This window comes from Planctomycetaceae bacterium, from assembly GCA_021371795.1.
Taxonomy (GTDB): domain Bacteria; phylum Planctomycetota; class Phycisphaerae; order Sedimentisphaerales; family UBA12454; genus UBA12454.
The window spans coordinates 12,132-25,293 of sequence record JAJFVK010000017.1 but is presented as its reverse complement, the minus strand read 5'-3'; the positions used below and the strand labels follow the sequence as shown (position 1 = coordinate 25,293).

Annotated in this window: 13 protein-coding genes; 9 read left to right on the top strand and 4 right to left on the bottom strand. The window is 42.6% G+C overall.

The window, feature by feature from the left end; all coding sequences use genetic code 11:
- The first annotated feature begins 206 nt into the window (after window positions 1-206).
- From LLF92_08190 to LLF92_08165, 6 genes are all read left to right on the top strand, one after another.
- On the top strand, window positions 207-803 hold the full coding sequence (locus LLF92_08190) for a hypothetical protein (GenBank protein MCE5341091.1): 597 nt from the start codon (window positions 207-209) through the stop codon (window positions 801-803).
- Window positions 804-840: 37 nt separating this feature from the next.
- Complete coding sequence (locus tag LLF92_08185) at window positions 841-2,112, top strand: hypothetical protein (protein ID MCE5341090.1); 1,272 nt, start codon at window positions 841-843, stop codon at window positions 2,110-2,112.
- 7 nt (window positions 2,113-2,119) lie between these two features.
- Window positions 2,120-3,682: a hypothetical protein gene (locus tag LLF92_08180; protein ID MCE5341089.1), complete on the top strand. Its 1,563-nt coding sequence runs from the start codon at window positions 2,120-2,122 to the stop codon at window positions 3,680-3,682.
- Complete coding sequence (locus tag LLF92_08175) at window positions 3,679-4,179, top strand: hypothetical protein (protein ID MCE5341088.1); 501 nt, start codon at window positions 3,679-3,681, stop codon at window positions 4,177-4,179. The genes LLF92_08180 and LLF92_08175 overlap by 4 nt, the downstream gene beginning before the upstream one ends.
- Window positions 4,176-4,730 (top strand): hypothetical protein, encoded by a 555-nt coding sequence (locus tag LLF92_08170; protein ID MCE5341087.1) that lies wholly within the window; start codon window positions 4,176-4,178, stop codon window positions 4,728-4,730. Before LLF92_08175 ends, LLF92_08170 begins: the two co-directional genes overlap by 4 nt.
- A gap of 138 nt (window positions 4,731-4,868) precedes the next feature.
- On the top strand, window positions 4,869-5,252 hold the full coding sequence (locus LLF92_08165) for a hypothetical protein (protein MCE5341086.1): 384 nt from the start codon (window positions 4,869-4,871) through the stop codon (window positions 5,250-5,252).
- 42 nt (window positions 5,253-5,294) lie between these two features.
- Here the strand turns inward: LLF92_08165 and LLF92_08160 are convergent, their stop codons facing one another.
- From LLF92_08160 to LLF92_08150, 3 genes are read right to left on the bottom strand one after another with little or no spacing between them, the layout of a single operon-like run.
- Window positions 5,295-5,711: a response regulator gene (locus LLF92_08160; protein MCE5341085.1), complete on the bottom strand. Its 417-nt coding sequence runs from the start codon at window positions 5,709-5,711 to the stop codon at window positions 5,295-5,297.
- Window positions 5,712-5,713: 2 nt separating this feature from the next.
- Complete coding sequence (locus LLF92_08155) at window positions 5,714-9,178, bottom strand: PAS domain S-box protein (protein MCE5341084.1); 3,465 nt, start codon at window positions 9,176-9,178, stop codon at window positions 5,714-5,716.
- 24 nt (window positions 9,179-9,202) lie between these two features.
- Window positions 9,203-9,601 (bottom strand): CBS domain-containing protein, encoded by a 399-nt coding sequence (locus LLF92_08150; GenBank protein ID MCE5341083.1) that lies wholly within the window; start codon window positions 9,599-9,601, stop codon window positions 9,203-9,205.
- Window positions 9,602-9,815: 214 nt separating this feature from the next.
- Between LLF92_08150 and LLF92_08145 the strand changes: the two genes are divergently transcribed.
- The 3 genes from LLF92_08145 to LLF92_08135 all read left to right on the top strand — a co-directional run bounded on the left by LLF92_08145 (window position 9,816) and on the right by LLF92_08135 (window position 11,824).
- Window positions 9,816-10,115: a LuxR C-terminal-related transcriptional regulator gene (locus LLF92_08145; GenBank protein ID MCE5341082.1), complete on the top strand. Its 300-nt coding sequence runs from the start codon at window positions 9,816-9,818 to the stop codon at window positions 10,113-10,115.
- 189 nt (window positions 10,116-10,304) lie between these two features.
- Window positions 10,305-11,360: a 2Fe-2S iron-sulfur cluster-binding protein gene (locus LLF92_08140; protein ID MCE5341081.1), complete on the top strand. Its 1,056-nt coding sequence runs from the start codon at window positions 10,305-10,307 to the stop codon at window positions 11,358-11,360.
- Between the two features lie 11 nt (window positions 11,361-11,371).
- On the top strand, window positions 11,372-11,824 hold the full coding sequence (locus tag LLF92_08135) for a hypothetical protein (protein MCE5341080.1): 453 nt from the start codon (window positions 11,372-11,374) through the stop codon (window positions 11,822-11,824).
- Between the two features lie 10 nt (window positions 11,825-11,834).
- On the opposite strand, the gene LLF92_08130 is transcribed toward LLF92_08135, so the two are convergent.
- Window positions 11,835-13,160 carry a CNNM domain-containing protein gene (locus LLF92_08130; protein MCE5341079.1) on the bottom strand — a complete coding sequence of 442 codons (1,326 nt, stop codon included), beginning with the start codon at window positions 13,158-13,160 and terminating at the stop codon, window positions 11,835-11,837.
- Window positions 13,161-13,162 lie beyond the last annotated feature (2 nt).

The following is a 13,162-nucleotide window of genomic DNA, read 5'->3' as shown; positions in this document are numbered from 1 at the left end:
CTGTTTAGTGTCCCATAAGAAATGCCTTATTTTTGTGAATAAACTTAAACCTTGCGAACAGATGAAAATTGCTAAAATCAGGTATTTTCCGAAATAACAACCTTCTAAATTAATGACGAATAGGTCTACAAAGCATTTTTTGCGCTTTAACTATAAATATTTTGTAAGCTTTACATAAGTATAAAATCTTAATGAAGGATAAAACAATGGAAACGAATAGGATTTTGTTAGTACTGGCTGTTTGTGTTATGGTGATAAGCTGTAACTCCAAACTCTATGGTGCCGACCCAGGTGATGATTCAGCGACGTGCGATATATCAGTAACCGTCGATACAATTATCGAGTGGGAAGGAGCGAATTTTGCGGCTATCGACCTCGATGCGCAGGAAGGCCACCTTACCGCACAGAACAGCAGTCCTGAAGGCAGTGCAGCCTATACTTTATGGACGAACTGTAATGTCGAACTTAGCGCAGACAACACGGCCACTTCACAACTGACACATCAAAGAGGCGGTGGAGCCAATGAAGACGCGTTAGTAACAAAATACAAAATCTCAACTGACGGCGATGGCGATCCTGCCACCGGCGCTTCGGCTGTTGCCATACTTGCCAGCGGTTCCGATGCATACGTGGTACACAACCTTTTTCTTGCCGAGCCGCTTGATATAACCCATTTCAATACTGACGGTGCCGTTGAAGTTACGCTGGAAGTTGAAGCAACTTTCGACACAGACAATGTCGCAGACTCCGGTCTTTATCAGGCCGTTCAGACTATTACAGCTTCATGGGTCAGCGATAACTAACAGAAACAGGAATTGTATTATTTAAGGGATTAAAGCTATGGAAAGAAAAGCACAAGTAAGGAAGGCAACGGGAGTTGGCTTAGTAACTCTGCTCATTTTTGTATTACAGCACACTGTTCTGGCAGGACTGGCTGTAAGTCCTGTAACACAGCATATTGAGGTCAAGCCGGGTAAAAAGGCAAGTTTCACTATCAGTCTGGAAAATAATCAACGAGACCAAAAAACAAGTCCGTGTCCTGTCAAAATTAAGATTCTCGATTTTAAGGTTTCCGATGAGGGAGTTCTTTCATTCGGACCTGAAAATAAACATGAGAGGTCCGCGGCCGACTGGATAAGTCTCGATACCAATGAAATCACACTCAAACCCGGCGAATCAAAAACAATAAAAGGCACAGTTACCGCACCATTGGACGCAGACGGCGATTACTGGGCTTCTGCAATGGTCTCAATGGGTGAAACAAAAGAAGGTGAAAAAGGCGTACAAGTCAAATTGCGTACAGCAACTGGTTTGTTTATTCGCGTCGTTCGCCGAACCCACGTTGAACGCGGCACTATTACGGATGTAAATGTCATAATACCTGCTTTTGAGACGGGTCCACTTAAAAAAGAGCTTTCAGAAATCGACCAATATAAAATAAATGAAAAACAATCTTTAAAAATCAAAGCAAAGATAAAAAATGAAGGTTTAATCTCTATTAAGTCAAAAGCAAAGGCATACATATATAATGAAAATATGAAAAAAATAGCGACTGTTCCGCTATATGTCAGCAGAAATAATGTTCTGCCGGGCGATACCAGATGGTTTACAGGTATAATGTCGCAGCCCCTGCCGGCAGGCGAATACAGACTTCGCGTAATATTCTCATCAGAAGACAGCAAACGCCAACTGATGAAAGACACGGAATTAGTCATAAGTCAGGATTTGGCGGACGTATGGGCGAAAAATGTTGGAAATGAAAATAACATAACAAAGCTCGAGTTCGCACCGGAAAAGATTGATTTAAAATTGAATCCCGGCCGCAACACAAGCATAAGTTTCCAGATTAAAAATCAGGGTTTGAATACTATCGCAGCTAATTGCCGTATTGAAAAATCCGAACACGACTGGCTCGAACTCAAAACATCCGACTTTACACTGGCTCCAAACAGCTCAACATCAATGCCCTGCTCAATCAAAGTGCCTGCGGATGCAAAAGCCGGAGTTTATAAATGGTCAGTAATAATTGAAATGGAAGAGTCCGGTTTGGAAAGCACAACAAAAAAACAAACCGTCCAGTACAGTGTTCCTATAACTATAACGATAGATTAAGGTTTTAATGATAAATAACATCAGACATTTTAATAAGACAGCTATAATAGTTATGATACTATTATCAGGGATTCTCTGCGGAGCTGCTGAAAAAGCGTCCAAAGATGAAGTCATTGTCAAAAATGTCTGGGTAGATGTACCATTAAGCCAAATTTTCCGCGATATATCAGTTGAGAACGGCGTTATTCTGGCGACCTGTCCTCACGTACCAGACCTAATGGTCTCACTGGACGCAGCAAAAGGCAAACCGCTGGAAGAATGTATCAATGAACTCATCGTCGGTCAGGGACTTTTTGTAAAGAAGAAAAGTGACAGGTTTTACCTGATTTCCTGCGGCGACCCGATGTGTCCAAGCACAGTGGAGACTGTAAACTCAATGCCGGTGTATCTCAATTATATATCAGCAAAACATCTTCACGATTCACTGCCGAAGTCTTTGCAGGAATACGTAACCAGCGGACAAAGAGATAACGAAGCTCTGATTTACGCAGTTCCTGAAATATCTGAACATATATTGGATATCATAAAGAAACTCGACGTCCCACAGGAACAGGTTATGCTCGAAGTGCTTGTCGTTGACCTTTGGGAAGGCACAAGCGACGAGTTCGGACTTGACTGGGATATTTTAGGGGCACATACATCGTTTAGTATGGCAAAAGGCGTTGCCGGCTTCGCAGGACTTGCAGGTTATACAAGCGTAGCGGCAAGCAATTTACTGCAACTGAATTTGACTCTTCGCGCATTGATTGAAGAGAAAAAAGCAAGCATAAGGTCAAGGCCAAGAGTAGCGACACTCAACGGCCAAAAAGCAAAAATAGATATTTCATTGGATGAATATTACACCATTATCACCGACCTTTACGGCACATCTCTGCGAACAGAGCTTGAAGTTATTAAGTCAGGCGTTTCGCTTGAAATGACGCCGCACATCGGCGAAGATGGATACATTACCATTGACGTACAAACTGAAGTCAGCGATGTCGCGTCCAGACGCAATTCGCAAAGCACAGGCAGTGCAAGCGCAACATCAAGCAGCGATTTGCCTGTAATTCGCAGACGTAAAGCCGATACACACGTCCGCGTAAGAGAAGGCGACGCCATCGTAATCGGCGGACTTATCGAAACACAGGAATCGACAAATCACGGGAAATTCCCGCTTTTGGGCGATATGCCGGTAGTGGGCGGTCTTTTCAAGAGCAAAGAAGACACCACAACGAAAAAAGAAGTTATGATTTTCATTACCCCGCAGTTAATGAGGGATAATGAGATAGCATTCGCAGACCGTAATCAACTGATTGACGCCGCCAAAGAAACAGAAAAGCTGCGTTCGCCGGAAGTGTTTGCAAGAAACGAAAAGAATAAAATAAAGAAACAAACAGACGAAGAAATTAAGTCTCTAAACAATGCAGTAACCCTTCTCGACGACCAGATGGACAGCGGAAACAATATCTCTAAGGTATCGTCATCGAATAATGAAATGACGCCTGAACAGGAAAGACAAATGTTGCAGGAAGCAATTTCGCTGTTGGCAGTCGATTCCGAAGCGACTAACGAAAATAAAAAGAAATGATGTTTTCAAACAAACATTTTGTTGTAATGGTACTGGCAATAATCACATTGCCGCAAATTATATGCGCTGTCAATGAATATGTATGGGGCACTTTCAATCCTGCGACAATTTCACTGACAAACATTTCCAAACAGTCTGATGTCCGCGAAGGCTCTTCTACCATAACTCTTACTATTAGCGGAGCTGACCCTGAAGCTGTTATAACAGCTGACAATACCACTGCGGCACAATTAAGTAACGGAACAGACACCCTTGTAACAGAATACAAGCTAACCTTTGACGGCGACGGGACAAGCGGTTCAGGCGGAACCAGCATGACAGAATATGTAGCTTATGACACTTTTCTCTCCGACGGTTTGCATATTCAGCAAGCAGGAGGCGACACTAATGTGCAGGTAACGCTGCATGTTCAGGCAAGCAACAGGCCTAATGAAGTCTCCGATGCGGGCGATTATACAGCCACACAAACTATTACCGTTACTTGGGACGGATTATGAAAAATAAAACGAACAGTGCTGTTATGGATGAATTGAACGAGGTATTAGCCTCGGAAGATTCTATTCTCGACTCATTAGAGACGCAAGGCAACGCATCCAAAAAAGTCGAAAAGAAGCTGCATATAAACAACAGCATTCTCCTTGACATCATAACAGACCAGACAAAAGCCAAATTTATATGGAAATGCACTGCTATCGCTCTGGGAGTCTGCCTTGTCGGTTCGGCTTTTATGTATTTGGATTTGTACAAAAATAATAAACTCCTGAACGACAAAGCGGTAAACACCGCGAAACTCGAAACAAAACTGTCGGATTCCAAAGCTGAAGCCGAAAAACTAAACGCCGAAGTTCTGAAAGCCTATTCCGAACTCACAGGCGCCCGCAGCCAACTGGATACTTCGAAAACTGAAACGACAGCTATGAAAGAGAAATTAGATGAAGTAACCGACGAGCTTAACAGCCTTCAGCGCCGCAATGCCGAGGTCGTAAAAATCCTCAACGGCAGACTTCAAAAACTTTCAAACCAGCCGGGCAGTACGCCAAAAAGATAAAAATTATTACATCTCTTACACATCTTTAGTGCATTCTGCAATTTGACAAATACACCTCCAATTATTATGTTTTAAATATAAGTCAGAAATAGACAATTGTCTATTTTCGGCTTTTATTTGCGTATAGGAGTCTCATAAATGAATAAACAACTGTTGATACCGGCGTTGTTGCTGATGATGTTTATGTCAGCCGGGTGTACAGAACGACTTCGTAATCCTGCCGCCAACGCCCCCGCTCCAATGTTCAAAAACGGCGATGTTGTTATCTGCGAAACTTTAAAAAACAATATGGTTGGAATCGTAACGCAGTGCGATTATAAATACATTCCCGACTTAAAGACATATTACTGCGCTGTGGATTTCTATCCGTCATCAGCCATGCAAAAGAATTTTTCAAGATATAACAATTGCGAACGAAGATATATTTATGAGCATGAGCTGAAAAAAGAAAATAAAGAAATGGCACAAAAAATCCGGCAAAAACAAATTCCAACAAGATGGGACTGGATGTATAGGGACTAATACCACAGGTATTTTTTAATGCCCCTTGGTATAACTCATAAATCACGTAGTCTGCTGCTTTTGCTTTGCGTATGCCGATGTGGCATTATAAAAATCGATAGCCTGCCGCATAGTAGGTTTAAATTCCTCTTCCAGCTTCCACGGTTTGGTAATATATCTGAAAATCTCTCCCTGATTAATCGCAGTCAGCAGCGTACTTACGTGCGTATATCCGGAAAGAACGAGCCGAATAATGTGCGGATACCTCTCCTTGACGATTTTCAAAAGCTCCAGACCGAGCATCTCCGGCATTCTCATATCAGTCACAATAACGTGAACTTCATTCTGCTCGAGCAGTACCAGCGCTTCTTTGCCGCTTTCAGCAAATAATTTGTTATATGGTTCGTCAATCAGCCCACGTCTTAAAGAGCTAAGTACAAACTTGTCATCATCAACAAAAAGAATAGTTCTTGACTCCATAATTATACCCTTTCTCCTATATTTTCTTGATTCGCCGCGTCAACAGAAATTTGATTTTCAAGATGTTGTGTATCTATCGTCGTTTTCAACGGCAGCTTTATGGTGAATTTAGTTCCCTTACCCAACGTACTATCTACCTGTAGTTCGCCTTTATGCTTATTAACGATAATATCATACGAAACCGAAAGTCCAAGCCCTGTGCCTTTGCCGGCCGGCTTGGTAGTGAAAAACGGCTCATAAATCTTCTTCAGATATTCCGGAGGAATTCCAGGGCCGTTGTCTTCGATTTCACAGCTTACGTAATCCTCATCCGCATAAGTTCGTATTTTAACAGTGCCCATTTCATCCATTTGCTGCGATTCTATGGCGTGAGCAGCATTGACAAGAATGTTCAGCAGCACCTGATTAATCTGGCTTCCAGTGCACATCACTTTTGGAATATCAGCAAATTCCGTTATCACATTAGCCTGATACTTTATCGTATTCCTCGCTACCGCCAGGGTAGATTCTATGCCGTGATTCAAATCGAACTGGTCGAACGATTCAATCTGGTCTATTCTCGAAAAATCTCTAAGGTTTTGTATAATTGTCGTAACTCTGGTTAGCCCCTCTTTCGATTCGCTAAACAGCGATTCGATATCCTCGATTATGAAATCGATCTTCATATCCTGCGCCATCTTTTTAATCGTCTCATAATGGTCAAGTATCTTGTTCTTCTCCAAATTCGGAGCTTCAAGAGAAAGATGGTTGTACATTTCAAGCAGCTTCTTGAACTTTTCGAGATATTTTTCCAGCGTTTCAAAATTGCAGGCGACAAATCCGACCGGCGTGTTCATTTCGTGCGCAACGCCTGCGGCAAGCTGACCAATCGATGCGAGTTTTTCACTCTGAATAATCTGCATCTGCATATTTTTCAAATCACTGTTGGCTTTTTCAAGTTCCTTATAAGCCTTTTTAATCGCCTCTTCAGCTTCCTTGCGCTCGGTTATGTCCTCACCTGAACTTAATATGGATTTTATATTGCCCTTTTTATCTTTCAATACGGAATTGTGCCACGCAACCAAACGCCTTTTTCCGTCTTTGGCCAGCACAGTACCCTCATGATATTCGAAATCTTCTACCTTGCCTTTGAAAATCAAATTGTAAATGTCTCGTGTATCGTTCCTGAATTCTTCAGGAATACATTTATCACACCAGTTGCGATCAATGATATCATGTTCCTCATATCCCAGAATCTCACAGCCTTTATTATTGATTCGATGCACTGTCAAATCTTCATTAAGAACAAGCATAATCACGCCGGCGACATCGAGATAGCTCTGTGCTTTATTACGCTCACGCAGAATAGCCTCCTGCGAACGTTTAAGGTCGCTTATATCCAGCACAGTAACCACTTCACCCATCATCGGGTCATTAACGTCAAGCGGCGAAGAATTCAATAATATATCTACCAAAGTGCCGTCTTTTCGCCGCCATTTGGACTCCACACTGTTGCGTCCATTTTTGAAAAGATTTGTATAAAGTCCCATACCAACCTTTTCATATTCGTTTCTGTCCGGATACAACATAAGCGAAGATTGGCCGATAAGTTCTTCACGACTATAGCCGGGTATTTCAGCAAACAAGTCGTTCATTTTGCTAAAGATTCGTTTTTTCATAAGCGTTATGCCGACCGGCGCAGCAAGGAAAATACTGTTGATAACGGTAGCATTTTGCTTTATGGCGATTTCCGCTTTCTTGCGGTCTGTAATATCCCGGAAAGTCCAGATTCTGCCCAGATGTTTGCCGACTTTATCAGTAATGGGCGATGAATACATATCAAGCACTGTACCATCTTTATACTCTATTTCATCTCTGCTTGTTTCGTGGGGATGCTCACCAAGATATTTTATTTTCTCAAGAACCTGTGTCGGATTTTCCGCTATATCCGCAGAATATTTCAGAAATAAACCGGTATCCTGATTTTCAATCAGCTCATACGGAATATTCCACATATGAATCAGACGTTTGTTTATCAGAACCTTTTGTCCGAGTTTATCCGCGACAAACACACCATCAAGACTCGCTTCCACCTGCGACTCGAGTAGAGCACTTTTCCATCGCAATTCTTCTTCCGCTATTTTGGATTCAGTGATATCGCGAACTGTCGCATGGATAAAGTGTACGCCGGCCTTTTCGATTCTGGTGAGTAAAATTGTAGTATACAATTCCTCGCCGTCTAATCTCTTGTGCAGCCATTCAAAATATGCGGAACCTTCCTTTAATGCTCTTTCGACCATCTCCCTGCCCCTGACAGATGAAAGATTCCCATCCGGCTGATATTCCGGCGATAACTCCCACAGCGTAAGCTTTTTAAACTGTTCCGCGTCTGAAACTCTGAATAATTTTAAAGTCGCCCTGTTACACGATGTAAAATTCCACGAGAGCGGCTCCATTGTCATTAACGCGTCATTGGAGCCGTCAAAAAGCTCACGATATCTCTCTTCGCTCTCCCGAATTTGTTCTGACATTATAGACTGATGAACAGTCATAGCGACATTACTGCTGATAACATCCAGCATCGCTTCTTCACAAGGCTCAATAATCTTCTGTGAGAATAGTCCTAAAACCCCCAAAACATCGCCGCCTTCAAGACAGAGCTGGTATCCCGCGAAGGACTTTAAGCCAAGTTCTTTGGCCCACTGATTGTCCAGAACATTAACATCAGTTTGAGCGTCTTTAATGTGGAATTTATGCTCTTCACGACTGGCAATTTTCCCAATTTTATAACAACCGATTGGAACACGTCCGTGAACCGGACCGTCTATATTTGTATATCTTCCCGAACTGGAAACCATGTGCAAACATTTTTCTCTGTTCTGACAGACGTGTATCGGGTCATTCGTCTGCGCGTGCATACAGGTTTCACATTTATCGCCATTCCGAACCAGCCACAGACGGCAAAAATCCACGTCGAAATATTGTATAATATCGTCTGTTACCCTTTTGAGCCGTTCTTCAAGTGGACTATTTTTAAGAAGAGACTGCTGGAGTGAATTTAAACCTAACTGAAAGAAAAGCATTTTTTCGCGTTCTTCTTCCGATTGCTTGCGTTCGATTGAAAAAAGAACCGTTCGAACCAGTATATCCGGCGACAACTTATCTTTGACAAGATAATCCGATGCGCCATTTTGTATCGTTGCCAGGCCGGTTTCCTCATCGGACAAGCCTGTTAAAACAACGATAGGCACATATGGATTGGCCTGACTAACCCTTTGAATGGTTTCTAATCCGTTGCTGTCCGGCAGCCCCATATCGAGCAGCACCACGTCATACCTTTTCTCGTCCCCGGAAAGGCACTCAACCGCCTGCTTCAATGTCGTTGCTGAATCGACAGAAAACCTGACTCTGCGGCTGTATCCAGACAGCATTTTCCGTGTCAGAATAATGTCCGACTCATTATCTTCCACTAACAGGATTTTTATCACATTCTGCTGCAAAGTTTCAACTTTCTACGAATGACTTTTATCCTGATGTCTCAATTTCAAAATGTAACTGATAATGTCTTTGCGGCTGATAATTCCAACAAGCTTTCCGCCGGATGTGATAGGCACTCTTCGGAAACTGTTTTCTATCAAACACTCCGTGATGTCTATGAGACTGTCGTCCTCGTTGAAACTGACAATGCCCTTTGTCATAAAATCCTCTACTTTGCTGGATTTGTTGTCTGTATCATACAGCAAACTTAGAACGTCTTTCTCGGTAATAATGCCGGCAATGGTCATATCATCGTTGACGACCGGCAAGCCTGTAATATCATTCGCATCTAAAGTTCTAATCGCATCGTAAACCTCTGTGTCCCTTTTCACACTTATCACGTTCCTGGACATTATTGTTTTTGCTTTGAACATTTTATGATCCTTCCGCTTAATTTCCCCGCAAGTTGCGGTTTTAACTCTATTTATATTTCTCTCTTATAGTATTTTCGGCATTTTATAGGATGTATTAACTTCGGAAAATACCAGAAATAAGGAAATTTCCCACTTAAGTTACGCCGGCTTCTTGCGAGAATCAAATTGGTAAGGACTGTAAACTGGAACAAAAATAAATACAGAGGGCTGTCTCATGGCCGATGCTCAAGAATTATTGTTGGAAAAAAGTATCTCTCCGGAATATTCACGTTTCCAAAACGATGAGCTTCTTGAGACAACACTATGTAAACCCTTTGAAGACAACAACTTAACAAAAAGAGAAACAGAGATATTAGACCTCATAGTAGCAGGACATACAAACAAGGAAATATCACAACAAATCAACCGAACCGAACGAACAATAGAATATCATCGAAATAGAGTAATGCATAAATTAGGTGCAAAAACAGCCGCAGACCTTGTAAAACGCGCAATTACTCTTGGAATAGCTTAATACATCCCTGCTGTCTAAATGTAAATTTCATAAAATTTTTCACAAAATAGCATACACTCTTCCGGGGAACGTCCGAAAAAAAATATTGATTCCCCGCAAACAATCGCCCCATCAATTAAACTCTTAATTTGATTTATTAAAAGAAATATGATAAAAAGCAGAAAAGCCGTAAAAAAAAGGATTGGATAGATGGCAGATTCCCAAAAAGCAGACAGCATCGACAATACATCTCCACGGCAAAAAATGTATAAAATAAAGATTAACGAAGAAAAGGAAATCGAAGTTGAGGGCGGCAAGAGTCTGCTTTCAACGCTTCGCCGACAAAAAATATTTATCCCCACCGCTTGCGGAGGCAAAGCTAAATGCGGGCTGTGCAAGCTAAAGGTTCTCGAAGGCGCAGGCCCTGTGCTTGCGAGCGAAGAGCCGCTGCTTAACGATAAGGAAAAACAATCGAATGTCCGACTGTCCTGTCAGGTCAAAGTCGAAAAAGATTTAAAAATTATTATCCCGCCTGAACTTTTTGCCGTCAAAGAATATAGCTGCAAATGCGTTGAAATAACCGACCTTAACTACGACATAAAACAATTAAGATTTGAACTGCCGGCCGGCGGGCAATTAGATTACACGCCGGGACAATATATGCATCTGTTTGTTCCGGTTTATGAAAAATCCAGTCAGCCAACTGTCCGAGCATACTCTATCTCGTCGGACCCTTCCGATAAAAACCATATTGAATTTATTATGCGTCTTGCGCCGGACGGCATATCCACAACATATTGCTTCAAATATCTGAAAGTCGGTGATAACATACGGCTCGGCGGCCCCTACGGTCAATTCAAACTGTCTGATACAAACACGCCAATAGTCTTTATCGCAGGCGGCTCGGGCATATCAGCAATTAAATGTATGCTGCATAATCTGAAAAATACCGGCAGCAAACGCAAGGCTGTGCTTTACCTCGGTGCAAATAAAGTAAAAGATTTATGCGGCCTTAAGCTGATGAGTCAATTTGAAAAAGAACTGGCAGACTTCAAATTCATACCTGCCGTCGCATCGCCTGATGAGGGTGAAAATTGGAACGGAAAAACCGGGCTCATAACACAGGTCGTTCGTGAAGATTTAAAAAACGCAGCCGAGAGCGAAGCATATCTTTGCGGAAGTCCGGGTATGATTGACGCATCTGTAAAAGTTCTGAAAGAAATGGGAACAAAAGAAGAAAATATTTTCTATGACAAGTTCGAATAAAGAGATGGAATATGAAAAAGCTTTCTGATTTGGAAAATTTGGACAATATATTACGTTCGTCAGTTGTTGTGGCAGGCGGTTTTTTGGGAACAGATTCCCGGAACCTGGATGAAATAATCAGCAATGATTTAGCCGAACTCGCCAAGGCGGAAAAAACTATCTCGACATTAGTCGAACGAATGAAAGAAATTACAAAAAAGGCAATACCCGCTATGGGCAACTGGACAAATATTGACAAAACACACGAGACGAGAGTTGAGGAAGCCAAGGGCATTATAACGTGTCCGTGGCCTGATTCGTGCAGATATGCCAAAAGAATCACTTTCGTAAAAAACACCCAAACTGGAATAATCGTCAAATGGACGGATTTGAATATTCATCTCATCGAACAACACAATTTCTTCGAGGGAAAAGGCTCTGTGTATAGAGTCGAACCGATAGAAGTGGTAAAAGCGATTTTCTGATTTCTCTGCGTTACGGCTGGGGCTGTGGTTTTAGGCCGACGAGGGCTTCGGATATTTTTTTGCGTCTGAATTTTCGCACAACAACTCTAACGTTATCAGCTTCGATAACTTCGCCGCCCTCAAGTTCACGATTGGCCCGCTGCATAATCCATTCGTTAAGCGTGGGCATTTTTTCGCCCTCCTGAACCGCAAAATTTCTGCCCAGTGTCGAATAGACCTTGCTCATCGGCAGCCCGCCGCCCATAATCCAGCAGTCCGAACCGCACGAACTTATGTGCGTCGGCAGATAGTCGAACTCGTCTTCAATCTCACCGACCAGCTCTTCGAGAATGTCCTCAAGCGTTACCATACCCATAATTTTGCCATCTTTGCCGGTAACAACAGCGATGTGCAGTTTTTCCTGAATCATTTTTTCCATCGCCTGCGAAATAGTATGCTCGCCGTCGATTTTTTTTATCGTTCGCACAATGCCTTTAAGCGATGGATCGGCAGGCACTGTTTTAAGGGCATATACGATATCCTTGAAATTTATGTATCCCTCGATTGTCTGCGGGTCGTTCTTAACCCGGCAGGTGGGAAATCTCGTGTGCATATCCAAATGCGCCCTGACGAGCGCTTCCATCAGACTGTCTTCAGACCAAACCATCGCAATGTCCTGCGCGGGAATGATAATCTCCTTCACCGGCCGAATAGACAGCAGCGCGCTTGACAGTACGATTTTTTCCTGATGAGCGTTAAGCAGTTTCGACGCCCTTGCGAGTGAAACCGCTGCGCGAAAATCGTAAAAGCCGTGCGTGCGTTCGATACCTTTCAGCGGGCTAAAACTCGTTACAAGACTTACAAGGCGTTTCACTATCACTTCAATTATCGAAATAATCGGATTAACGACGGTTGCCAGACGCTTCATATGCGGAGACAGCAGCAAAATAATTCTCTCTTTGTTTTTAAGAGCCAGCATCTTCGGCACAAGTTCGCCAAAAACCATAACGATGAATGTATATGGAATGATTAGAAAAATAATCGAAATTGTGCGTGCGAGAATCAGATGAAGCCCGAACGTTTTGACAAGATACGGCGTTAGACTTTCGCCGATGCCTGCGCCGCCGGTGGCCGCTGCGAATGCGCCCGCCAGTGTGATACCAAGCTGAATAACCGCAAGACTGGCCTCCATATTGTTTTTCATGAAGACCGCTTCGTTTGCGCCCTTTTTGTTTTCGCCGCGAAGAACCTCCAGCCGAGCCGAAGTTACAGACGCAATCGCCATTTCATACGCCGCAAAAATGGCGTTAAAAACCAACATCACAACGATTATTATTATTTCATATATGTATATCATAA